General features: G+C 58.0%; 22 protein-coding genes. 3 read left to right on the forward strand and 19 right to left on the reverse strand.

The features are described from left to right. Positions 1 to 113: 113 nt before the first annotated feature. From FPT12_RS16305 to FPT12_RS16320, 4 genes are all read right to left on the reverse strand, one after another. Positions 114 to 695, reverse strand: a complete 582-nt coding sequence (locus tag FPT12_RS16305) for a DUF642 domain-containing protein (RefSeq protein ID WP_145017596.1) — start codon at positions 693 to 695, stop codon at positions 114 to 116. 176 nt (positions 696 to 871) lie between these two features. Continuing rightward, on the reverse strand, positions 872 to 1,219 hold the full coding sequence (locus tag FPT12_RS16310; protein ID WP_145017451.1) for a phage holin family protein: 348 nt from the start codon (positions 1,217 to 1,219) through the stop codon (positions 872 to 874). Between the two features lie 165 nt (positions 1,220 to 1,384). Beyond that, the gene (locus FPT12_RS16315) at positions 1,385 to 1,798 is read right to left on the reverse strand and encodes a tail fiber assembly protein (protein ID WP_145017453.1); all 414 of its coding nucleotides are present in this window, start codon (positions 1,796 to 1,798) and stop codon (positions 1,385 to 1,387) included. A 467-nt stretch (positions 1,799 to 2,265) separates the two neighbouring features. Next, positions 2,266 to 3,000: an XRE family transcriptional regulator gene (locus FPT12_RS16320; protein ID WP_145017598.1), complete on the reverse strand. Its 735-nt coding sequence runs from the start codon at positions 2,998 to 3,000 to the stop codon at positions 2,266 to 2,268. A 198-nt stretch (positions 3,001 to 3,198) separates the two neighbouring features. Between FPT12_RS16320 and mutS the strand changes: the two genes are divergently transcribed. Together mutS and fdxA are read left to right on the forward strand one after the other, a co-directional pair. After that, a complete protein-coding gene (mutS, locus tag FPT12_RS16325) occupies positions 3,199 to 5,778 on the forward strand; it encodes a DNA mismatch repair protein MutS (protein ID WP_145017455.1) in 2,580 nt (859 codons plus the stop codon). A 141-nt stretch (positions 5,779 to 5,919) separates the two neighbouring features. After that, positions 5,920 to 6,243: a ferredoxin FdxA gene (gene fdxA / locus FPT12_RS16330; RefSeq protein WP_145017471.1), complete on the forward strand. Its 324-nt coding sequence runs from the start codon at positions 5,920 to 5,922 to the stop codon at positions 6,241 to 6,243. 514 nt (positions 6,244 to 6,757) lie between these two features. Here the strand turns inward: fdxA and rpoS are convergent. The 8 genes from rpoS to FPT12_RS16370 form a co-directional block, all read right to left on the reverse strand. Beyond that, on the reverse strand, positions 6,758 to 7,762 hold the full coding sequence (gene rpoS / locus FPT12_RS16335) for an RNA polymerase sigma factor RpoS (protein ID WP_054595931.1): 1,005 nt from the start codon (positions 7,760 to 7,762) through the stop codon (positions 6,758 to 6,760). Positions 7,763 to 7,867: 105 nt separating this feature from the next. Beyond that, the gene (locus tag FPT12_RS16340; protein ID WP_145017600.1) at positions 7,868 to 8,725 is read right to left on the reverse strand and encodes a peptidoglycan DD-metalloendopeptidase family protein; all 858 of its coding nucleotides are present in this window, start codon (positions 8,723 to 8,725) and stop codon (positions 7,868 to 7,870) included. A 211-nt stretch (positions 8,726 to 8,936) separates the two neighbouring features. Continuing rightward, positions 8,937 to 9,572 carry a protein-L-isoaspartate(D-aspartate) O-methyltransferase gene (locus FPT12_RS16345; RefSeq protein ID WP_178098784.1) on the reverse strand — a complete coding sequence of 212 codons (636 nt, stop codon included), beginning with the start codon at positions 9,570 to 9,572 and terminating at the stop codon, positions 8,937 to 8,939. A gap of 41 nt (positions 9,573 to 9,613) precedes the next feature. Further along, positions 9,614 to 10,363 carry a 5'/3'-nucleotidase SurE gene (gene surE / locus FPT12_RS16350; RefSeq protein ID WP_145017475.1) on the reverse strand — a complete coding sequence of 250 codons (750 nt, stop codon included), beginning with the start codon at positions 10,361 to 10,363 and terminating at the stop codon, positions 9,614 to 9,616. Further along, positions 10,351 to 11,409: a tRNA pseudouridine(13) synthase TruD gene (gene truD / locus FPT12_RS16355; protein WP_145017477.1), complete on the reverse strand. Its 1,059-nt coding sequence runs from the start codon at positions 11,407 to 11,409 to the stop codon at positions 10,351 to 10,353. The genes surE and truD overlap by 13 nt, the downstream gene beginning before the upstream one ends. Then, positions 11,406 to 11,879 (reverse strand): 2-C-methyl-D-erythritol 2,4-cyclodiphosphate synthase, encoded by a 474-nt coding sequence (gene ispF / locus FPT12_RS16360; protein WP_145017480.1) that lies wholly within the window; start codon positions 11,877 to 11,879, stop codon positions 11,406 to 11,408. The genes truD and ispF overlap by 4 nt, the downstream gene beginning before the upstream one ends. Positions 11,880 to 11,921: 42 nt before the next feature. Further along, positions 11,922 to 12,767: an S-formylglutathione hydrolase gene (gene fghA, locus FPT12_RS16365; RefSeq protein ID WP_145017482.1), complete on the reverse strand. Its 846-nt coding sequence runs from the start codon at positions 12,765 to 12,767 to the stop codon at positions 11,922 to 11,924. Between the two features lie 8 nt (positions 12,768 to 12,775). Next, complete coding sequence (locus FPT12_RS16370; protein ID WP_019692107.1) at positions 12,776 to 13,888, reverse strand: S-(hydroxymethyl)glutathione dehydrogenase/class III alcohol dehydrogenase; 1,113 nt, start codon at positions 13,886 to 13,888, stop codon at positions 12,776 to 12,778. Positions 13,889 to 13,994: 106 nt separating this feature from the next. On the opposite strand from FPT12_RS16370, the gene FPT12_RS16375 reads away from it, so the two are divergent. Then, positions 13,995 to 14,891, forward strand: coding sequence for a LysR substrate-binding domain-containing protein (locus FPT12_RS16375; protein ID WP_145017484.1), 897 nt, complete (start codon positions 13,995 to 13,997; stop codon positions 14,889 to 14,891). Between the two features lie 597 nt (positions 14,892 to 15,488). Here the strand turns inward: FPT12_RS16375 and ispD are convergent. The 7 genes from ispD to FPT12_RS16415 form a co-directional block, all read right to left on the reverse strand. Continuing rightward, the gene (gene ispD / locus FPT12_RS16385; protein ID WP_145017487.1) at positions 15,489 to 16,196 is read right to left on the reverse strand and encodes a 2-C-methyl-D-erythritol 4-phosphate cytidylyltransferase; all 708 of its coding nucleotides are present in this window, start codon (positions 16,194 to 16,196) and stop codon (positions 15,489 to 15,491) included. Beyond that, entirely contained in the window at positions 16,193 to 16,471 is a 279-nt protein-coding gene (gene ftsB / locus FPT12_RS16390; RefSeq protein WP_019692104.1) for a cell division protein FtsB, read from the reverse strand. Before ftsB ends, ispD begins: the two co-directional genes overlap by 4 nt. Positions 16,472 to 16,640: 169 nt before the next feature. Continuing rightward, positions 16,641 to 17,930 carry a phosphopyruvate hydratase gene (gene eno / locus FPT12_RS16395; protein ID WP_123428478.1) on the reverse strand — a complete coding sequence of 430 codons (1,290 nt, stop codon included), beginning with the start codon at positions 17,928 to 17,930 and terminating at the stop codon, positions 16,641 to 16,643. Positions 17,931 to 18,086: 156 nt separating this feature from the next. Beyond that, positions 18,087 to 18,932, reverse strand: a complete 846-nt coding sequence (gene kdsA / locus FPT12_RS16400; protein WP_145017489.1) for a 3-deoxy-8-phosphooctulonate synthase — start codon at positions 18,930 to 18,932, stop codon at positions 18,087 to 18,089. Positions 18,933 to 18,937: 5 nt separating this feature from the next. Next, positions 18,938 to 20,569 carry a CTP synthase gene (locus FPT12_RS16405; RefSeq protein WP_145017491.1) on the reverse strand — a complete coding sequence of 544 codons (1,632 nt, stop codon included), beginning with the start codon at positions 20,567 to 20,569 and terminating at the stop codon, positions 18,938 to 18,940. A 274-nt stretch (positions 20,570 to 20,843) separates the two neighbouring features. Then, a complete protein-coding gene (gene tilS, locus FPT12_RS16410) occupies positions 20,844 to 22,157 on the reverse strand; it encodes a tRNA lysidine(34) synthetase TilS (RefSeq protein WP_145017494.1) in 1,314 nt (437 codons plus the stop codon). A gap of 126 nt (positions 22,158 to 22,283) precedes the next feature. Next, positions 22,284 to 23,231, reverse strand: a complete 948-nt coding sequence (locus FPT12_RS16415; RefSeq protein WP_019692099.1) for an acetyl-CoA carboxylase carboxyltransferase subunit alpha — start codon at positions 23,229 to 23,231, stop codon at positions 22,284 to 22,286. Between the last annotated feature and the right edge of the window lie 84 nt (positions 23,232 to 23,315).

Raw genomic sequence — 23,315 nt, forward strand, 5'->3', positions numbered from 1 at the left:
ACTGCGTCAAATCACCACCGGACGGCGGTCTCCCCCGCCGTCTGATGCACCTGAAAAGCCCAGAATATTAACGAGAACGTTGTCTCTATATTTCATGGGCCGAGGCGAACTAATTACAAGCGCTCGACGACAACCTTATCGATAAAGGCAAAGTTATAGTTTGGGTTCTGCTCATTCGAGAAGCTGAGTGTGGTGTGAGCGGTTGTTGCGGTGAAGTCATACGTAATGGTGTTCCATACCGTTGCCACTCCTGACGCGGTTGGTGTATTGAAACTGGTCGTTTGCCCCGCCACTTTTACTTGAATAATACCGTCGCCGGAACGGCCGCCATACTTGGAGTTACCGGCACTAAACGTCAGCCGATATTTTGCACCGATAACGGTTTCAAAATTTTGCTGAATCCCGCCACCGTTCAGATAGGCGTAGTTGGCGAGGTCAACGATCGCTACACCGTCTGCCGCTACGGAGCTCGGGATCGACGCCGGCATGTTGAAGTATTCCGCACCAGACAGAAAGGTCGTCCAGCCAGGGATAAAGTTGGTTTTCGCCGGCGTATCCAGAACACAGCTACTGCTGCAACCTGGCTGTTCAAAACTGCCATTGATCAGAAGGTTGGCGGCATAAGCATTGCTGCCAACGCCTATCAATGCTGCGGACAATGCAAGTGGAGCAATTATTTTATTGAGAACGTTCATGTAGTTACCCATTGAGTTGAATGATTGAGTCATGCGGTGCTTACCGCATTCATTTTTCGTTAAGGGAAGTTACCGCCGATGACCCGCATCCTTGCAGGTCGGGGTCGTTGTCTACGCCCCCCGTCAGCCAGTCCATTGGACTTGTTCTGCGATGATCCTCGTTGCTGCCAATACCATTAACGGTCCTGGCTGGAATCACGCGATGCCACTTCATCGATGCCAATCCGCTTGGCCGCCCAGCGCTCATACAAGCCGATAGTGACGTCGGCACCGGCCATCGCGGTGAGGCAACCGAAAGCACCGGCGGTCCAGATCGACACGCCGGCGGCATACAGCAGCATGATGGTCGAGACCCCGCAGACCATGCAGGCCCCGGAGCGCAGCACCAGGCGCCGCAACAATGGCCAGCCGCGAGCGCCCTCCTTGTCGGCGCGCCACATTTCGCCGGACACCCCGCCGACCACCGCCAGAGCGATGACCAGCCAGATAGGCATGTCCGCTAACGCTTGCTGCTCGTTTGTCATGTCACGCCTCCTGCGTTGATAAATAGGTGATGGGTTTGTGTATTGTTCAAACGTTGTCTCTTGATGTGCCTGACGGTAGGTAGGCATTCCAAAAAGCCAGGTCACCCGGGCTTTTCAGTAATGCGGTCCTTCGCACTTTCCGTGAATACGGTCGCCTCAGCTTACTTACGCAAGCTCTGGCCAATTGATGGTCACAGGAAAGCCAGGTTGTTTATTGACGTTGCTCAGTGCGATGCAGAACTGCTTGTGCGCCAACAGATAGGCTTCATCCGCCGGAGTGGCGATGCCCAACTCGATTTTGAATGGCAAAGCTGTAGCCGTCAGACGAGCGTTGGCTTTGTCCAGACGCTTGGTCTTTTCATATCGAAGTTGTTCCGAGAGCGGAGATGGCTGCCATGGAAAGTCAAAACTGAATGCCCACACACCATCTGTGTTGACCGCATTCCAGGAGTAGTCGACCTGAGTATTAGCGGTAACTTCGACCCACAATTGGTCCGCTGGAAACTCTTCGGTGATGGGGTTATTGGTTTCGTAAATGTTGTCGACTTTGCCTTGGGCAATGCGTACGTATTTTTTCATGTTCATTTCCTTATCGATTTTCCAGAACTGCCTACATCAGGTAGGCATTCCAAAAAGCCCGGCGTCTGCCGGGCTTTTCAGTAATGCGGTCCTGCTATCTGATCTTTCGGCGCTACTGGCGCGGTACAGATCCATTCAAATTGTTCCTCCGACCGCGACCCTGTCCGCCGGATAACTGCTTCTGGTGCTTTACGCTGCACACCCGGGTCAGTTGCCAACCCTCTGAACCGTTGAGGCCGGTTCATCGCTGCCTTTGCTGTGGAACTAAAGAGCTTCGTGGCGAGCCGTTGTTGAGCGGCTCGGGACAAATAATATGCATTGATGCATACGCAGTCAATGCATAAACGCAATTATTTATGCGTTGAAAATGCACGGACGCATGAAAGCCCCGTAAACAAAGGGTGGGGTGGTTTTCTTCAGGCGAAAAAAAACCCGCCTGATAGCGGGTTTTATCTGACAGCTAAGGGTTAGCGGGCGTACATGCCCCACCAGAAGACATGGCCGAGGATGACAATCTGCTCTTCCTGGATTTCCTGGAAGGTGTAGTCCTCATCCGGGTGTTCATCGCGATTGAAGCTACGCAGACGAATACCGGTTGGCAGACGATAGAGCTGCTTCACCCGCAGTTGACCGTTATGGTTGATGGCATACAGATCACCATCAACGATGTCGCCAATCCCGGACTTTCCGGCGTTGACCCCGACCGTCGCGCCATCGCGCAGCACCGGCAACATGCTGTTGCCGCGCACGGTCACGCATTTGGCCTGGTCGAACTGCACACCGTTATGCCGCAAGCTGCGCTTGCCGAAGCGCAAGCTTGAGCGCTCGCTTTCTTCGATGACGAATCTTCCTGATCCAGCAGCCAATTCAACCTCGCGAAGAAAGGGGACCGAGACCTCGTCGTCATCGACGGGGGTATCGTCATCCCACAGGCTTATGTCCTTGAGTTCCGAATGCGACTCTTCGCGTGCAGGCGCATTGGCCGGCGCTACATCGGCGCGGCCACGCAACAGGTCAGTGCTCACACGGAAGTACTCGGCGATCTTCGAGATGTGTTTATCCGAAGGATCGACAATCTTCCCGCTGAGAATCCGCGAGAGGGTAGATTGAGGCACGCCGGTGCGACGGTGAAGCTCCGTGGGGGAGATTCCGTGCTGATCGAGCAGCGCTCTTAAGACGGTAGAAACATTGCGTTTTTGCATAGCGTGCATAGTGCTTGTTCTTTTCGAAGATGACAAATGCTGTTTTGCATAATCAGTGCATAAACCGCTGAAATGCGCAGTGGGCCTTTCATCCCTGCGTAGGTCGGACTGCCCATGGTAACCTTGCGCCCATCGCGGAAAAGCCGGGCCAACGTCCCTCTTTTGCCCCCCCTTTCAACGAATTCGCCTGATTACCTGATGAATAAAGCACTCTCCGATCTGTCTTCCCACACCCCGATGATGCAGCAGTACTGGCGTCTGAAGAACCAGCACCCTGACCAGTTGATGTTCTACCGCATGGGTGACTTCTACGAGATCTTCTATGAAGACGCGAAGAAGGCCGCCAAGTTGCTGGACATCACCCTGACTGCCCGTGGGCAATCGGCCGGGCAGGCGATTCCGATGTGCGGGATTCCTTACCACGCTGCGGAAGGTTACCTGGCGAAACTGGTCAAGCTCGGTGAGTCGGTGGTGATCTGTGAACAGGTCGGCGACCCGGCGACCAGCAAAGGTCCGGTAGATCGTCAGGTGGTACGGATCATCACCCCTGGCACCGTCAGCGATGAAGCACTGCTGGACGAGCGCCGCGACAACCTGATCGCCGCCGTGCTGGGTGACGAGCGCCTGTTCGGCCTGGCCGTGCTGGACATCACCAGCGGCAACTTCAGCGTGCTGGAGATCAAAGGCTGGGAGAACCTGCTGGCGGAGCTGGAGCGGGTCAATCCGGTCGAGCTGATGATTCCGGATGACTGGCCAAAAGACCTGCCGGCCGAGAAGCGTCGTGGCGTTCGTCGTCGTGCACCGTGGGATTTCGAGCGTGATTCGGCGCTGAAAAGTCTTTGCCAGCAATTTTCCACCCAGGACCTCAAAGGTTTTGGCTGCGAGAACCTGACCCTGGCCATCGGTGCCGCCGGTTGCCTGCTGAGCTACGCCAAGGAAACCCAGCGCACCGCCCTGCCGCATTTGCGCAGCCTGCGTCATGAGCGTCTGGACGATACCGTGGTGCTGGACGGTGCGAGCCGTCGCAACCTGGAGCTGGACACCAACCTTGCCGGTGGCCGTGAAAACACCCTGCAATCGGTGGTCGACCGTTGCCAGACCGCCATGGGCAGCCGCTTGCTGACCCGTTGGTTGAATCGTCCGCTGCGCGACTTGAACGTGCTGCTGGCACGCCAGACCTCGATCACCTGCCTGCTCGACGGTTACCGCTTCGAGAAACTCCAACCGCAGTTGAAAGAGATCGGGGACATCGAGCGGATTCTGGCGCGTATCGGCCTGCGTAACGCTCGCCCTCGTGACCTGGCTCGCCTGCGCGACGCCCTCGGTGCCCTGCCAGAACTGCAAGTGGCGATGACCGAGCTTGAGGCGCCACACCTACACCAACTGGCCGTGACCACCAGCACCTATCCCGAGCTGGCCGCCCTCCTGGAAAAAGCCATCATCGACAACCCGCCTGCGGTGATCCGTGACGGTGGCGTGTTGAAAACCGGTTACGACGCCGAGCTCGACGAGCTGCAATCGCTGAGCGAAAACGCCGGACAATTCCTGATCGACCTCGAAGCCCGCGAGAAGGCGCGTACCGGCCTGGCCAACCTGAAAGTCGGCTACAACCGGATTCACGGCTACTTCATCGAGTTGCCAAGCAAGCAAGCCGAGCAGGCGCCGGCCGATTACATCCGGCGCCAGACCCTCAAGGGTGCCGAGCGTTTCATCACGCCAGAACTCAAAGCCTTCGAAGACAAGGCCCTGTCGGCCAAGAGCCGCGCGCTGGCCCGCGAGAAGATGCTTTACGAAGCCCTGCTCGAAGACCTGATCAGCCAACTGCCACCTCTGCAGGACACTGCCGCGGCACTGGCCGAGCTGGACGTCTTGAGCAACCTGGCAGAGCGTGCGCTGAACCTGGACCTGAACTGCCCTCGGTTCGTCAGCGAGCCGTGCATGCGCATCAGCCAGGGCCGTCACCCGGTGGTTGAACAAGTATTGACCACGCCGTTCGTGGCCAACGACCTGAGCCTGGACGACAGCACGCGGATGCTGGTGATTACTGGCCCGAACATGGGCGGTAAATCCACTTACATGCGGCAAACCGCGCTGATCGTGCTGCTGGCGCATATCGGTAGCTTCGTGCCCGCCGCCAGCTGCGAATTGTCGCTGGTGGACCGGATTTTCACCCGGATCGGCTCCAGTGATGACCTGGCCGGTGGTCGTTCGACCTTCATGGTCGAGATGAGCGAAACCGCGAACATCCTGCACAACGCCACCGAACGCAGCCTGGTGCTGATGGACGAAGTCGGCCGCGGCACCAGCACCTTCGACGGCCTTTCGCTGGCTTGGGCTGCGGCCGAGCGTCTGGCTCAGCTGCGCGCTTATACGCTGTTCGCCACCCACTACTTCGAGCTGACGGTACTGCCGGAAAGCCAGCCGCTGGTGGCCAACGTCCACCTCAATGCCACCGAGCACAACGAGCGCATCGTATTCCTCCACCACGTATTGCCTGGCCCTGCCAGCCAGAGCTACGGATTGGCGGTTGCGCAACTGGCCGGCGTCCCCACCGAGGTGATTGTGCGGGCTCGCGAGCATCTGGGTCGACTGGAAGCCACGGCGCTGCCTCACGAAACGGCGCAACCAAGCAAAGGCAAACCGGCCGCCCCGCAGCAGAGCGATATGTTCGCCAGCCTGCCGCATCCAGTGCTCGATGAACTTGCCAAGCTTAATCTGGATGACATGACCCCGCGTAAGGCGCTGGAAATGCTCTATACATTAAAGACACGGATCTAACGCACTGGCCTGCAAGCTGTTAGAATCTCGCGCGGTTTGGGATGCCGCAGGCAAATAGCCTGGTCTGCAGATATCGCTCCCAAACCTGGCGACCCCACCGTGAAGGGGCGCAGCACGCCGCCGCCTGAGGAGAGAATTAGAATGACCTTCGTCGTCACCGACAACTGCATCAAGTGCAAGTACACCGACTGCGTAGAAGTGTGTCCGGTGGACTGCTTTTACGAAGGCCCGAACTTCCTGGTGATTCACCCGGATGAGTGCATCGACTGCGCCCTGTGCGAACCAGAATGCCCTGCTGTGGCCATCTTTTCCGAAGACGAAGTCCCGAGTGAGATGCAAGAGTTCATTCAGCTGAACGTTGATCTGGCCGAGATCTGGCCCAACATCACTGAAAAGAAAGATCCGCTGCCAGATGCGGCGGAGTTTGATGGCGTTAAAGGCAAGATCAAAGACCTCGCTCGCTGATCATTGTTGCGCTCTTGAAAAGGCCCCTTGCGGGCCTTTTTGCGTTTCAGGGGTTGCGATCCTTTTCTACAGGCAAAAAAAAGGGGCGGTATGACCCGCCCACATTTTTTCCCTATTCCTTGTGTTCCTTTTCATCGTCCTGATGAATCACGTCCTTGCGATGTTCCTTGACCATCATCCTTAATGGCTGTGTCTATCCGTCGACACAGGGCTGATATTAAAGAGTTCCCCGGCAAGAGCAATCACCTGCCACGGGTAAACCCGAATGAAACGACATGTTTATCTATAAAAAATATCATTATAAATCAACAATTTACATAATTAAGCCAACAAAAATAGACGACCACCACCCGGTAGAAAAACCGAACACTTACGAAAGAGTAAGCCATGGCTTACGTTAACCTGCGAAAGCGTCCGAATAGCTCTTACGAAGCTTAAACAGCCTATCAATCGGCGAATAACAAAAAGCCCCGAAACAGACGGGGCTTATTGTTATCAGGCGAACGCGCTCCTGCTACTGGAACAGCGACTCGCTCGACAGGCCATTCTTCTCAAGGATTTCACGCAGGCGTTTCAGACCTTCAACCTGAATCTGTCTGACCCGCTCACGGGTCAGGCCAATCTCCAGGCCTACGTCTTCCAGCGTACTGCTCTCGTGGCCGCGCAGGCCGAAGCGGCGGATCACCACTTCGCGCTGTTTGTCCGTCAGCTCCGAGAGCCACTGATCGATGCTCTGCGACAGGTCATCATCCTGAAGCAGCTCACAAGGATCAGTAGGGCGGTCATCGGTAAGGGTGTCCAGCAGGGTTTTATCCGAATCCGGACCCAGCGAGACGTCGACCGAAGAAACCCGCTCGTTCAAGCCCAGCATGCGCTTGACCTCTCCTACCGGTTTTTCCAGCAGGTTGGCGATTTCTTCGGGTGAGGGTTCATGATCGAGCTTTTGTGTCAGCTCCCGTGCCGCCCGAAGATAGACGTTGAGCTCTTTGACCACATGAATCGGCAGCCGGATGGTCCGGGTCTGATTCATGATTGCACGCTCGATGGTCTGACGGATCCACCAGGTAGCGTAGGTCGAAAAGCGGAAGCCGCGCTCCGGATCGAACTTCTCCACCGCCCGGATCAGGCCGAGGTTGCCCTCTTCGATCAGGTCGAGCAGCGACAATCCACGATTGACGTAGCGTCGGGCGATTTTCACCACCAGTCGCAGGTTGCTTTCAATCATGCGTTTGCGCCCAGCCGGATCGCCACTTTGCGACAGGCGCGCAAAATGAACTTCTTCTTCCGGTGACAACAAGGGGGAAAAGCCGATTTCGTTGAGGTACAGCTGAGTAGCATCGAGTGCTCGGGTGTAGTCGATGTACTTATGCTGCTTGAGTGTTGCGGAGTGTCTGGATTTGGAGCGAACTGAAGGCGTAGCTGATCCTTCATTCGACATCTCATCCGATGCGACGTCGGTCTCCATCAGGAGAACCTCATCGTCGATGTCAAACTCCGGCACTTCTTTACTGAGAGCCATTGTTATAGTCCTTTGGTGAGTTCGACCTCAAGCTCAAGCGACGCCTTTATCCTTGGCAACGCTGGAGCCTGTTCCCTCTACGTGACGGAACAGGCTGGTAACAAATCAACGACGTGGCAGGAATTGCAGCGGATCTACAGGTTTACCTTGTCGGCGAATCTCAAAATGCAGTTTCACCCGGTCTGTACCCGTGGACCCCATTTCGGCAATTGTCTGTCCGACTTTGACCTGCTGCCCCTCCCGAACCAACAGCCTGCGGTTGTGACCGTAGGCACTGACGTAGGTATCGCTGTGTTTGATGATGACCAATTCGCCGTAGCCCCGCAAGCCACTCCCGGCATAAACCACAGTCCCATCAGACGCAGCTAAAACAGGCTGTCCCAAATCCCCGGCGATATCAATTCCTTTATTCAAACTACCGTTTGAAGAGAATTTCCCAATCAAAATGCCGTTGGATGGCCATCCCCAGCCTGTCGGCGCAGGCCCTGCGGGAGGTAGTGGCGCAGGCGCTGTCTTGTTTGCGACGGACGGTGCAGCCGTCTCTTTGGCCGGGCTCGCACCCGATGCCGGACGCCGGGTAACGGTAAATTTGCTCGAAGAAGAAGCGGTTGTTCCAGACGGGGTCACCACCTCTGTCGGCGTTGAACCGGAACGCCCATCGAAGCGAATCGTCTGACCTGGATGGATTGTGTAAGGCGTAGGAATGTCGTTGCGTGCCGCCAGGGCCTTGTAGTCCCAGCCGTAGCGAAAGGCGATCGAGAACAGGGTATCGCCGCGACGGACCACGTATTGGCCGGTGGTTACTGCGGGGCGTTGGGCCGCCGCGTTATTACGATCGACCACTCGCACATCGCTTGAACGCGTGCTGGAGCAACCGACCAACAAGGAACTCAAGACAAGGCCAGTCACCAGGCGCTGAAAGCTTGTTGTACCGATACGCTGCGCAATGACTGTGAGACTCACCCGCCGCTCCCTTTGTGGTGGTTGAAGATAAAAATCGCCGTATTCAGGCATGAAATGTCGCAAGTATAACTGGCCGTTCGGGCTTTACCGTCGGCAAAACAATATCGACACGCACACACGTTTGCTGATCGCTGTTCAATCGCGTTTAACCGATCAATGCCGCTGTAAGACCAAGGTAATCAAATGGAATTCAGCGTCTTTAAATAAATGCTTAAGCCAGTGGCCCATGGAGCAATGGCACAAAGCGCACCGCCCCCAAAACACGTCTGGAAAAGCCTTGTTCTTCACGGATGATCAACATCAATTGCTGAACCTCCCCTGAACCAACCGGAATCACCAGCCGCCCACCCGGCGCTAATTGATCGAGCAACGCCTGAGGTACATCGGTCGCCACCGCAGTGACGATAATGCCGTTGTACGGTGCCAGCGCTGGCCAGCCTTCCCAACCGTCGCCCCAGCGAAATACCACGTTGCGCGTGTTCAACTCGACCAGGCGCTCCTTGGCACGATCCTGCAGGACCTTGATGCGCTCGACGGAAAACACCCGCTCGACCAATTGCGACAACACCGCCGTCTGGTAACCGGACCCGGTGCCGATCTCCAGCACTTTATCCAGAGGACCGGCCTCCAGCAGCAGTTCGCTCATGCGAGCCACCATATAAGGCTGAGAAATGGTCTGGTTATGGCCAATCGGCAATGCCGTGTCTTCGTAGGCACGGTGCGCCAGGGCTTCATCGACAAACAGATGACGCGGTGTACGCCGAATGACCTCCAACACCTGGGCGTTGGACAGACCTTCCTCATACAGCCGCTGGATCAGCCGTTCGCGCGTGCGCTGGGAGGTCATCCCGATACCACGGCGCAGGATATCGTCTTGTTCACGAGCCATCAGCGCAGCCCCTCCAGCCAGCCATCAAGACTTTCAAAGGCGTCATTGAAGGTGCGATCGAGTTGCAGCGGTGTGATCGAGACATAACCCTGCATCACCGCATGGAAATCCGTGCCCGGCCCACCATCTTCCGCATCACCGGCCGCGGCAATCCAGTAGCCGGATTTACCACGCGGATCGACCACTTGAATCGGCGCGGCGGCGCGGGCACGGTGACCCAGGCGAGTCAGCTGGATACCTCGAATGTGTTCCAGAGGCAGATTCGGAATGTTCACGTTCAGCACCGTGCGCGGTGGCAAATCAAGGTCGGCATAAGCCTCCACCAGCTTGCGCGCAAAGTAGGCCGCCGTCGGCAGGTTTTCCACTTGCCGCGATACCAGCGAAAAGGCAAACGACGGCAGCGTGAGGAAACGCCCTTCGAGCGCCGCCGCAACCGTGCCGGAATACAGCACATCGTCGCCCAGGTTGGCCCCCAGGTTAATCCCGGAAACCACCATATCCGGCTCACGCTCCAGCAAACCGTTGAGGCCCAGGTGCACGCAATCGGTCGGCGTACCATTAAGGCTGATAAAGCCATTGGCCAGGGTTAGCGGGTGCAACGGACGGTCGAGCGTCAACGAACTGCTGGCGCCGCTTTTGTCCTGGTCAGGCGCGATAACCACGCACTCGGTGTAATCCGCCAGCGCAGCATGAAGCGCGGCGAGACCGGGTGCTGTTACCCCATCGTCGTTAGAAATCAGAATACGCATGAGCTATCCGTCTGCCCCACCGGCACCAGATCGACGAGTTCACGCACCAATACGGTGGCGAAGCATCCGGCCGGAAGGACGAATTCCAGTTGCAGAATGTCCAGCGAGGGATAATGCCACGTCAACCCGCCAATGGGCAGCCGCAGGATGCGACGTTCATGGCTCATTCCAGCGTTTATCAACCAATCGCGCAGATCCGCTTCGCCTGCCGCGACCTGTTGCTCCAGTTCATGAGTCGCACCGGTCGCGGGTGACTCGCCCTCGCCCCACTGCGGCCCGGTCGGGTGCAGGTCGAGGATCGCCAGGCGCGGGTCGCTGCATTCGGCCTCACCTGCCGGGAAGAAGCTGCGGCTGTCGGTGAAGGCCAGCAGATCACCCACCTGGGCGCGCTGCCAACTGCCGTCGGCAACTCGCGCCGCCAACACCTGATTGAACAGGAAGCTGCGTGCGGCAGAGAGCAGGCGTGAACGCACGTTGCGCTGCTCCGGCAAGGCTTTACGTGCCGCCCAGTCACGTGCATCCACCACGTTGCCGCCGTTGTGGCCGAAACGCTGCGCGCCGAAGTAGTTGGGAATGCCTTGTTTGGCGATCAGTTGCAGACGCGCGTCAATCGCGTCCTTGTCGCCAGCAAACTGGGTCAAGCGCAAGGTAAAGCCATTGGCCGAATGCGCACCGCGCTGCAACTTGCGTTTATGCCGTGCGGTCTTGAGGATTTTCAGTGTGTCGTTTTCTGCCGCGGACAAGTCAGGATCGGCCTTGCCCGGCAATTGCACGCTGAACCACTGGCGGGTCAGTGCCTGGCGATCTTTCAAGCCGGCATAACTGACGGTGCGCAACGGCACGCCGGCAGCCTTGGCAATCCGCCGGGCCGCCTCTTCAGTGTTCAGGCCGCGTTTTTCCACCCAGATCCACAGGTGTTCGCCTTCACCGGTCAGCGGAATGTCGAGAACTTCATCGACCTGGAAATCTTCCGCGATGGCTTTCAGTACAGCGCTACCAAGGGGTTCACCGTAGGCACGCGGGCCAAGCAGTTGCAGTTCATTCATGCGCGCAGCAACAAGGCAACGGAGTGCACGGCGATGCCTTCTTCGCGACCGACAAAGCCGAGCTTTTCGGTGGTGGTAGCTTTCACGTTCACTTGATCCAACTCAACTTGAAGATCCGCGGCGATCAGCGCACGCATCGATTCGATATGCGGGGCCATTTTCGGCGTTTGGGCAACGATGGTGTTATCGACATTGCCGACCTTCCAGCCCTTGGCGTGGATCAGTGCGACAACGTGACGCAACAGCACGCGGCTGTCAGCACCTTTGAATTGCGGGTCGGTGTCTGGAAAGTGTTTACCGATATCACCCAGCGCCGCTGCACCGAGCAAGGCATCGCTCAACGAATGCAGCAAGACGTCGCCGTCGGAATGGGCGAGCAGCCCGAAGCTGTGTGCAATTCGCACACCGCCCAGAGTGATGAAATCGCCTTCAGCGAAACGGTGCACATCATAGCCGTGGCCAATACGCATAAAAAAACGCCCCGATTTAGTCAGGGCGTGATTCTACCTGCTTTAGGCGCCTAGAGCGTGTGCGTGATGTCGCAAGTGTTCATCAATAAAGCTGGCGATAAAGAAATAGCTGTGGTCGTAGCCCGGTTGCAGACGCAAGGTCAGCGGATGGCCGGCCAGTTTCGCCGCCTGCTGCAACGCTTCGGGCTTGAGCTGAGTGGTGAGGAAGTCATCCCGATCACCCTGATCCACCAGCAACGGCAGCTTTTCGTCGGCCTCGCTGATCAGCACGCAGGCATCCCATTCACGCCACTTCGAACGCTCTTCGCCCAGATAGCGCGAAAACGCCTTCTGACCCCACGGGCAATCCATCGGATTGTTGATAGGCGCGAAGGCCGACACCGACTGATACCGCCCAGGGTTGCGCAAGGCACAGACCAGCGCGCCGTGCCCGCCCATGGAGTGGCCGCTGACGCCGCGTTTGTCCGAGGCCGGAAAATGCGCTTCGACCAACGCAGGCAATTCCTGCACCACGTAGTCATGCATCCGATAGTGCCTGGCCCAAGGCTCCTGTGTGGCATTCAGATAGAACCCGGCCCCCAGGCCGAAATCCCATGCGCCATCCGGGTCGCCCGGAACATCGGCACCTCGCGGACTAGTGTCCGGCGCGACAATGATCAGTCCCAGCTCGGCCGCCATGCGCAAGGCGCCGGCCTTGTGCATGAAGTTTTCGTCGGTGCAGGTCAATCCCGACAACCAGTACAACACCGGCAGCTTACCGCCCTGCTCCGCTTGCGGCGGCAGGTACACGGCAAACACCATGTCGCAGCCCAGCACCTCGGAATGATGCTTGTAGCGTTTATGCCAGCCACCGAAGCTTTTCTGGCATGAGAGATTTTCCAGACTCATGACCGACCTCAGAAATGGATGACAGAGCGGATGCTTTTGCCTTCATGCATCAGATCGAATGCCTTGTTGATGTCTTCCAGACCCATGGTGTGGGTAATGAAAGTGTCCAACGGGATTTCGCCGGTCTGGGCCATTTCCACGTAGCTTGGCAGCTCGGTGCGACCGCGCACGCCGCCGAATGCCGAACCGCGCCAGACGCGACCGGTCACCAACTGGAACGGACGGGTGGAGATTTCCTGGCCAGCACCGGCAACGCCGATGATCACCGACTCACCCCAACCCTTGTGGCAGCACTCCAGCGCCGCACGCATCAGTTGCACATTGCCGATGCACTCGAAGGAAAAGTCGACGCCGCCGTCAGTCATGTCGACGATCACGTCCTGAATCGGACGGTCGAAGTCTTTCGGGTTCACACAATCGGTAGCGCCCAGCTGCTTGGCGATTTCGAACTTGGCCGGGTTGATGTCGATGGCAATAATTCGCCCGGCCTTGGCTTTGACCGCGCCGATGACCGCTGACAGACCAATGCCGCCCAGGCCGAAAATGGCCACGGTGTCGCCCGGCTTGACCTTGGCAGTGTTGATGACCGCGCCGATACCGGTGGTGACGCCGCAACCCAACAGGCAGACTTTTTCCAGTGGCGCTTCTTTAGGAATCTTCGCGACGGAGATTTCCGGCAACACGGTGTATTCAGAAAAGGTCGACGTGCCCATGTAGTGAAAAATCGGCTGACCTTTGTAGGAGAAACGCGTGGTGCCGTCTGGCATCAGGCCTTTGCCCTGGGTCGCACGAATAGCCTGGCAGAGATTGGTCTTGCCCGACTTGCAGAATTTGCACTGCCCGCATTCCGGGGTGTACAGCGGAATCACGTGATCGCCGACCGCAACCGAGGTCACGCCTTCACCGATAGCCTCGACAATCGCGCCACCTTCGTGGCCGAGGATCGACGGGAAGATGCCTTCCGGGTCAGCGCCCGACAGGGTGTAGGCGTCGGTATGGCAAACGCCGGAGGCGACCACACGCAACAGGACTTCACCCGCCTTGGGCATGGCGACATCGACTTCAACGATCTCAAGGGGTTTCTTGGCCTCGAAGGCAACGGCGGCGCGCGACTTGATCATCCTGTCTCTCCAGCGAATAAAAACGAGACAGCGAGTGTAAAACACCGCCAGACGATTAATAATCCAGCCGAAAGCAAAACATTATTGCCACACAGGGATAATCCTCATGTCCGAGAACCGCTGGGAAGGCATCGATGAGTTCGTCGCCGTCGCCGAATGCAACCAGTTCACGGCTGCCGCCGAACGCCTAGGGGTTTCGTCTTCGCACATCAGTCGACAAATCGTACGTCTTGAAGAACGCCTGCAAACCCGCCTGCTCTACCGCAGCACCCGTCGGGTGACGCTGACCGAAGCCGGGCAGACTTTCCTGCAACACTGCCAGCGCCTACAAGACGGTCGCGAAGAAGCCTTGCGCGCCGTCGGCGACCTGACCAGCGAACCCAAAGGCATGCTGCGCATGACCTGTGCAGTGGCGTACGGCGAGCGCTTCATCGTGCCGCTGGTGACCAGCTTCATGGGGCTTTATCCACAATTGCGGGTCGATATCGAGCTGAGCAACCGCCCGCTCGACCTGGTGCACGAGGGCCTGGACCTGGCAATCCGGCTCGGCCGCCTGCAAGACTCACGACTGGTGGCCACGCGCCTGGCGCCACGACGCATGTACTTGTGCGCCTCGCCGTCCTACCTGGAACGTTATGGCCGACCGCACAGTTTGTCCGAGCTGAGTCGGCACAACTGCCTGATCGGCAGTTCGGACATCTGGCAACTGGAGCAGGACGGTCGAGAGTTTTCCCAACGAGTACAGGGCAACTGGCGTTGTAACAGCGGGCAAGCGGTGCTGGACGCGGCGCTACAAGGTGTTGGGTTGTGTCAGTTGCCGGACTATTACGTGCTGGAGCACCTGAACAGTGGCACGCTGGTGTCGTTGCTGGATGCTCATCAACCACCGAACACCGCCGTGTGGGCGCTGTATCCGCAACAACGGCATCTGTCGCCGAAGGTGCGCAAGTTGGTGGATTATCTGAAGGAAGGGTTGGCCAAGCGGCCTGAATACCAAGTTTGATCAGAAGATCAAAAGATCGCAGCCTGCGGCAGCTCGAAGATCACCAGCGGCGCCCCAACCACTCAACAGGCCGAGCGTTAGCTCGCCTGCCGCTGTTGATCTTGATCCACCCGCCCCTTCGGGAGGCCGAGTGGAGGTGTTCATCAGGGGGTGGGCGCGCAGCGCCGTACGGCGCAGCCGGACACATCGAGAGGAGGTCGTCGCGCAGCAGACCGTAGGCGATGCCCCCTGATGGACACCGGAGCGAGGGGACGCCGAGCTTAGGCGAGGTGCCGTACGCTTGGGGCGAGCGTTTTTTTGCTTACTTTTTTTAGGCGCTTGTAAAAAAAGTGAGTCGCCGTCAGGCGAAACCCTAAGCGGCCGTTACCGCAGGAATGGATATGTACACCTGTAAGAGATTGGTCGGCTATCAGGCCGCCATCGCGGGCAAGCTCGGCTCCCACAGTTTTGATTGGTGTACATCCGCAAGAGATGGGTCGGCTGTCAGGCCGCCTTCGCGAGCAAGCTCGGCTCCTACAGTTTTGATTGATGTACATCTGTAAGAGATTGGTCGGCTGTCAGGCCGCCTTCGCAGGCAAGCCAGCTCCCACACGGGTATCAGCGGCGATTCGCCCAACGCTGTCGCAACCATTCAAGGTCTTCAGGCCGGGTAACCTTGAGATTATCCGCACGCCCCTCGATCAAGCGTGGCGCCTGCCCCGCCCACTCCATCGCAGAAGCCTCATCGGTAACAGTGACATCAGCTACCAAACTGTCCGCCAACGCCCGATGCAAAGCTCCAAGACGGAACATCTGCGGCGTATACGCCTGCCAGATCAAACTGCGATCAACGGTTTCAAGAACCCGACCATGCTTGTCCACACGCTTGAGGGTGTCACGCGCAGGCACTGCAAGTAACCCGCCGACAGGATCGTCAGCCAGTTCCGTCAGCAACTTGTCGAGATCGTCGCGAGCCAGGTTCGGTCGTGCCGCGTCGTGGACCAACACCCAGTCGTCATCGGCAGCGCCTTGCGTGTGCAAATGCAGCAATGCGTTCAGCACCGAACCCGAGCGCTCTTCACCACCGTCCACCCGTTGAATACGCGGGTCGGTGGCACACGCCAGGGTCGGCCAATAAGGATCATCAACTGCCAGACTGACCACCAGGCCTTTCAAGGCTGGATGATCGAGGAAACAGCCAAGGCTGTGTTCGAGAATAGTGCGCCCGCCCAGTTGCAGATATTGCTTGGGACGGTCCGCGGCCATACGGGCACCGACGCCCGCGGCAGGAATCACGGCCCAGAAGGCCGGTAACGTATTCATCATTGAGCCAACTGGTAAAGGGTTTCACCGTCCTTGACCATGCCCAACTCATGGCGAGCCCGCTCTTCAACGGTCTCCATGCCTTTTTTCAACTCACTGACCTCGGCGTCCATCACCCGATTGCGCTCCAGCAACGACTCGTTCTCAGCATGCTGATCGGCAATTTGCTGAGTCAACTCGGCCACTTGCGCCAGACTGCCATTACCTACCCATAGGCGATATTGCAGACCAGCCAGCAGCAAGAGCAAGACAAGAAACAACCAGTAAGGACTGCGCATCGAATATCAGGTATCCAGTGAAAAAAGACAGCCATGCCAACTTTGAAGCTTCTGACAGCACGAAGCCTGGAAGAACCAGGCTCGTACTTATAAGGCATCAGATTAGTGGCAAAAACGTCGCTGTAGCGATTTTCCCGACACAATCCGGTGTCTTTTTACCAGCCCAAGCTTAGCCGCGGAACTCGCTGCGACCGTTGTACTTGGCTTTGCCACCCAATTGCTCTTCGATACGCAGCAGTTGGTTGTACTTGGAAACGCGGTCGGAACGGCACAGCGAACCGGTTTTGATCTGGCCAGCCGAAGTGCCCACAGCCAGGTCGGCAATGGTCGAATCTTCGGTTTCGCCGGAGCGGTGCGAGATCACGGCAGTGTAACCAGCGGCCTTGGCCATCTGGATCGCTTCCAGGGTTTCGGTCAGGGTGCCGATCTGGTTGAACTTGATCAGGATCGAGTTGGCGATCTTCTTGTCGATCCCTTCTTTCAGGATCTTGGTGTTGGTCACGAACAGGTCGTCGCCCACCAGCTGGGTTTTTTCGCCGATTTTGTCAGTGAGGATTTTCCAGCCAGCCCAGTCGGACTCGTCCAGGCCATCTTCAATGGAGATGATCGGGTAACGTTCGGTCAGGCCTTTGAGGTAGTCGGCAAAACCTTCGGCGGTGAACACCTGGCCTTCACCGGACAGGTTGTACTTGCCATCTTCGTAGAATTCGCTGGCCGCGCAGTCCAGAGCCAGGGTCACATCGGTGCCCAGTTTGTAGCCAGCGTTGGCCACGGCTTCAGAGATCACTTTCAGTGCATCTTCGTTGGACGCCAGGTTCGGTGCGAAACCACCTTCGTCACCCACCGCAGTGCTCAGGCCACGAGCCTTCAGCACAGCTTTGAGGTGATGGAAAATCTCGGTGCCCATGCGCAGGCCTTCCGAGAAGGTCTTGGCGCCCACTGGCTGAACCATGAATTCCTGGATGTCGACGTTGTTATCGGCGTGCTCGCCACCGTTGATGATGTTCATCATCGGAACCGGCATCGAGTAAACACCCGGAGTACCGTTCAGGTTGGCGATGTGTGCGTACAGCGGCAGGTCCTGGTCGTGGGCAGCAGCCTTGGCAGCCGCCAGGGACACGGCGAGGATTGCGTTGGCGCCCAGGCTGCCTTTGTTCTCGGTACCGTCCAGCTCGATCATGATGCGGTCGAGGGCTTTCTGGTCAACCGGGTCTTTACCCAGCAGCGCGGTGCGAATCGGGCCATTGATGTTGGCTACAGCTTTCAGTACACCCTTGCCCAGGTAACGGCTCTTGTCGCCATCACGCAGCTCGAGCGCTTCGCGCGAACCGGTGGAAGCACCGGACGGCGCGCAAGCGCTGCCGATGATGCCGTTATCGAGAAGCACGTCCGCTTCGACGGTGGGATTGCCACGGGAGTCGAGAACTTCACGACCTTTGATGTCGACGATTTTTGCCATTGTTGTAAACACTCCAAAGTTGACGAAAACGACGCAGCTGTAGGAAATTTTTTACCGTCGGCAAGTGATAAGCAGCGGGCAGACTTGCGGACGATAAGGCTCAAGCCCGAGGGCCTGAGCGTTATATCGTGCGGTACTTTACCGGAGAATTGAGGGTTACGCGGTTTCTACCGTCGGAAAACTCTTCACCAGTTCATCCAGAGCCTTGAGCTGAGCCAGGAATGGTTCCAGCTTGTCCAGACGCAAGGCGCAAGGGCCGTCGCATTTGGCGTTGTCCGGATCCGGATGCGCTTCCAGGAACAGGCCGGCCAGCGACTGGCTCATGCCAGCCTTGGCCAGGTCGGTGACCTGGGCGCGGCGTCCGCCGGCAGAATCCGCGCGACCACCGGGCATTTGCAGCGCGTGGGTCACGTCGAAGAACACCGGGTATTCGAACTGTTTCATGATGCCGAAGCCGAGCATGTCCACGACCAGGTTGTTGTAGCCGAAGCTCGAACCACGCTCACAGAGGATCAACTGATCGTTACCGGCCTCTTCGCATTTACTCAGGATGTGTTTCATTTCCTGAGGGGCGAGGAACTGGGCTTTCTTGATGTTGATCACCGCGCCGGTCTTGGCCATCGCGACGACCAGATCGGTCTGGCGCGACAGGAAGGCCGGCAACTGGATGATGTCGCAGACTTCAGCGACCACCGCAGCCTGCTCAGGCTCGTGGACATCGGTGATGATCGGCACGCCGAAGGCTTGCTTGATGTCCTGGAAAATCCGCATGCCTTCCTCGAGGCCGGGGCCCCGATAGGAAGTTACCGACGAGCGGTTGGCCTTGTCGAAGCTGGCCTTGAACACGTAAGGGATACCGAGTTTCTCGGTGACCTTTACGTACTCTTCACAGACCTGCATCGCCATGTCACGGCTTTCCAGCACGTTCATGCCACCGAACAACACCATCGGTTTGTCGTTGGCGATTTCGATGTTGCCTACGCGGATGATCTTTTGAGCCATCAGGTTCAAGCCTTCTTCTGGTGTTGAGCCAAAGCTGCTTTGACGAAACCGCTGAACAACGGGTGACCGTCGCGTGGAGTCGAGGTGAATTCCGGGTGGAACTGGCAAGCAACGAACCATGGGTGGTTCGGCGCTTCAACCACTTCAACCAGCGCACCGTCACCGGAACGACCGGAAATTTTCAGACCGGCTTCGATCAGTTGTGGCAGCAGTTTGTTGTTCACTTCGTAGCGATGACGATGACGCTCGACGATCACGTCCTTGGCGTAGCAATCGTGGACCAGGGAGCCAGCTTCCAGCAGGCAATCCTGAGCCCCCAGACGCATGGTGCCGCCAAGATCGGACGATTCGGAACGGGTTTCAACGGCGCCGGTGGCATCTTCCCACTCGGTGATCAGACCCACGACCGGGTGACCGCTGGTGCGATCGAATTCGGTGGAGTTGGCGTCTTTCCAGCCCAGCACGTTACGGGCGAACTCGATCACCGCGACTTGCATGCCCAGGCAGATACCCAGGTACGGAACCTTGTTTTCGCGAGCGTATTGAACGGCGGTGATCTTGCCTTCCACGCCACGCAGACCGAAGCCGCCTGGTACCAGAATCGCGTCAACGCCTTCCAGCAGCGCGGTGCCCTGGTTCTCGATGTCTTCGGAATCGATGTAACGCAGGTTGACCTTGGTACGGTTGCTGATGCCGGCATGACTCATCGCTTCGATCAGCGACTTGTAGGCGTCCAGCAGTTCCATGTACTTGCCGACCATGGCGATGGTGACTTCGTGCTCCGGGTTGAGCTTGGCATCGACCACAGCTTCCCACTCGGACAGATCGGCGCCGCCGCATTGCAGACCGAAACGCTCGACGACGAAATCATCCAGGCCCTGGGAATGCAGGATGCCCGGGATCTTGTAGATGGTGTCGGCGTCTTCCAGCGCGATGACCGCACGCTCTTCAACGTTGGTGAACTGCGCGATCTTGCGACGCGAAGAGATATCGATCGGGTGGTCGGAACGGCACACCAGCACGTCTGGTTGCAGGCCGATGGAACGCAGTTCCTTGACCGAGTGCTGAGTTGGCTTGGTTTTGGTTTCGCCGGCAGTGGCGATGTACGGCACCAGTGTCAGGTGCATCAGCATCGCGCGCTTGGCGCCGACTTCGAAACGCAATTGACGGATGGCTTCGAGGAACGGCTGGGATTCGATGTCACCTACGGTGCCACCGATCTCGACCATGGCCACGTCGGCATCGCCAGCCCCCTTGATGATGCGGCGCTTGATTTCGTCGGTGATGTGCGGAATCACCTGGATGGTTGCGCCCAGGTAATCACCACGGCGCTCTTTGCGCAGGACGTGCTCGTAGACACGGCCGGTGGTGAAGTTGTTGTTCTGGGTCATGGTCGTGCGGATGAACCGCTCGTAGTGGCCCAGGTCCAGGTCGGTCTCGGCGCCGTCGTGAGTGACGAACACTTCACCGTGCTGGAACGGGCTCATGGTGCCCGGGTCAACGTTGATGTACGGGTCCAGCTTGAGCATGGTGACCTTAAGTCCCCGCGCCTCCAGGATGGCCGCCAATGAAGCCGATGCAATGCCTTTCCCCAATGAAGAAACAACACCGCCCGTGACGAATATGTAGCGCGTCATGAAAAACCCTAGAAGTCTGCGTTAAAGCGGTCCGAGCCGCCGGGGAAAGCGAAGGAAGGCCGAAGCCCCCGATCACCTGCATTAATTACAGTGCATCTTTCAAAAAAACCGCCGCGTTGGGACAGACCGGAAGAAGAATCACCGGTACGTTGCTCGCTACACATTTTTTGGAATCGCCCAGCAAAGACTGCTTGGTAATCGGCAACTCCTGCAATTCAGTTGAATCCACAGAAGTTGTATCAAGAAGGGAGCGTAGTCTACCGGAAAGCCCCTTTCAGCTCAAACCTTGATCGTTGATCGCTGGCTGCCACCGCAAAAGGCCGTTTCCCCCCGAGCTACCGTCGAGCCCGCGCAGGTTTGCCACAGCGAGCAATTGTTCATTGCAGTAGAGCAGCGGCAATCTGCCACGGGCGAACAGCGGCAGGCCGCTTTCATTGAGCAAACGCTTGAGATCCCGATGCCCCCGCCCCGGCAACTGCATGATTTCACCGCCCTGCCGGTAGCGCACGCTTAATACGCCGGCAGGAACGGCCCCACTGAAGGTCAACCGTCCGTTATTCGGCAGCAGCAGTACCGCCGACAGATCAGGCCACAGCGGAGCGGGCTCGGGGAGGCTCAGCCAATGGCCGGACAACCACCAGATTCGTCCGTTCGCACGATGCAATTCACCGTCTGCCAGGCGCCAGATCGGCCGCGCATCTGTCGCTGCATCGCGCAAATTTTCCCAACCCGACCAATGGTCACTGTCCGGCATCCGCGTCAACGGCGCCAGCCAGTGGCTGAGGGCATTGCGCTGGCGAGCGGCGGAAAGCTTTTCAAGCGCAGCCATTTCCAGAGACGGCACACCCAGCCAATCGAATTCGCTGACAGTTGCGGCGGGCGCCAGATCTATCTCGGCCAAATCATCGAGCAGACCCTGCGCTTCACTCAAATGCGCAGCACTGCGGGCAATGGTGGTCACAGCCTGCGGCCAACGCTGAGTCAGCGCTGGAAAAATCTGCTGGCGAAGGTAATTGCGAGAAAACTGTTGATCGGCGTTCGACGGATCTTCGATCCAGCTCAACTGATGGTCGACGACATAGGCTTCGAGTTCAGCCCGCGACACATCCAGCAACGGCCGCAGCAAAAAACCATGCCCCAATGGACGCTGCGACGGGATCGCCGACAAGCCTCTCACCCCTGCCCCGCGTAGTAGGCGGAACAAAAGAGTTTCTGCCTGATCGTTCCGGTGCTGCGCCGTCAGTAGCAGCTCATTGGTTTGGGTCGCCTCGACAAAGGCGCCGTACCGCGCCTCACGCGCCGCACGTTCCAGGCTCGCCCCAGGCTGGACCTGAACCTGAATAACCTCCAACGGCACACCCAGTGCATCACACACCCGCTGACAATGCTCCGGCCACGCATCAGCCGCAGCCTGGAGGCCGTGATGGATGTGAATGGCTTTGAGTTCTGGCAGGGAATGTTTTTTTGCGAGTTGCGCAAGAAGGTGCAGCAGAACAGTGGAGTCGAGACCACCGGAGAAAGCGACACGCCAGGTCGGCGCGGTGCGCCAGGGAACCAGGCGTTTGAGAACTGCAGCTGAAAGACTCATGAACATCCCCAAACCTGTAGGAGCAAAGCTTGCTCGCGATGAACGATAACGCGATCGGCCTGATAGACCGAGGCGCTTGCATCGCGGGCAAGCCTTGCTCCTACAAGGAGAAGGAGCTGTGCTCGATCAGAGACCGTAGCTCATCAGACGCTCGTAACGGCGGGCCAGCAGCGCGTCGTTGTCGAACTTCTTCAGCATCGCCAGTTGCGAGCTCAGCTCGGCACGGATCGAGGCAGCAGCAGCGGCCGGATCACGGTGCGCGCCACCCAGTGGCTCACTGATCACTTTATCAACGATACCCAGGCCTTTCAGGCGCTCGGCGGTGATGCCCATCGCTTCAGCGGCATCCGGTGCCTTCTCGGCGGTTTTCCACAGAATCGAAGCGCAACCTTCCGGCGAGATCACCGCATAGGTCGAGTACTGCAGCATGTTCAACTGGTCGCAAACGCCGATCGCCAGTGCACCGCCGGAACCACCCTCACCGATCACGGTGGCGATGATTGGGGTTTTCAGGCGGGCCATGACACGCAGGTTCCAGGCAATCGCTTCGCTCTGGTTGCGCTCTTCAGCGTCGATGCCAGGGTATGCACCCGGGGTGTCGATGAAGGTCAGGATCGGCATTTTGAAACGCTCGGCCATTTCCATCAGACGGCAGGCCTTGCGGTAGCCCTCAGGACGCGGCATACCAAAGTTGCGGCGAACCTTCTCGCGCACTTCACGGCCTTTCTGGTGACCGATGATCATCACCGGCTGGTCGTCCAGACGGGCAACACCGCCGACAATCGCAGCGTCGTCGGAGAAGTGACGGTCACCGTGCAATTCATCGAACTCGGTGAAGATGTGTTCGATGTAGTCCAGGGTGTACGGGCGACGAGGGTGACGCGCCAGACGCGCGATCTGCCAGCTGGTCAACTTGCCGAAGATGTCTTCGGTGAGCGTGCTGCTCTTGTCTTGCAGGCGGGAGATTTCATCGCCGATATTCAGCGAATTGTCATTACCGACCAAGCGCAACTCTTCGATCTTGGCTTGCAGGTCGGCGATCGGCTGTTCGAAATCAAGAAAATTCGGGTTCATAGGCGTCCGTCTTGGGTCGACGTCCAAAGGAGCTTGGGCCGGCCGGTTGTCTATTCGCGCCCTACCTTAAGGGACAGGCGCGTT

The organism is Pseudomonas sp. H3(2019) (genome assembly GCF_007713465.1).
Taxonomy (GTDB): domain Bacteria; phylum Pseudomonadota; class Gammaproteobacteria; order Pseudomonadales; family Pseudomonadaceae; genus Aquipseudomonas.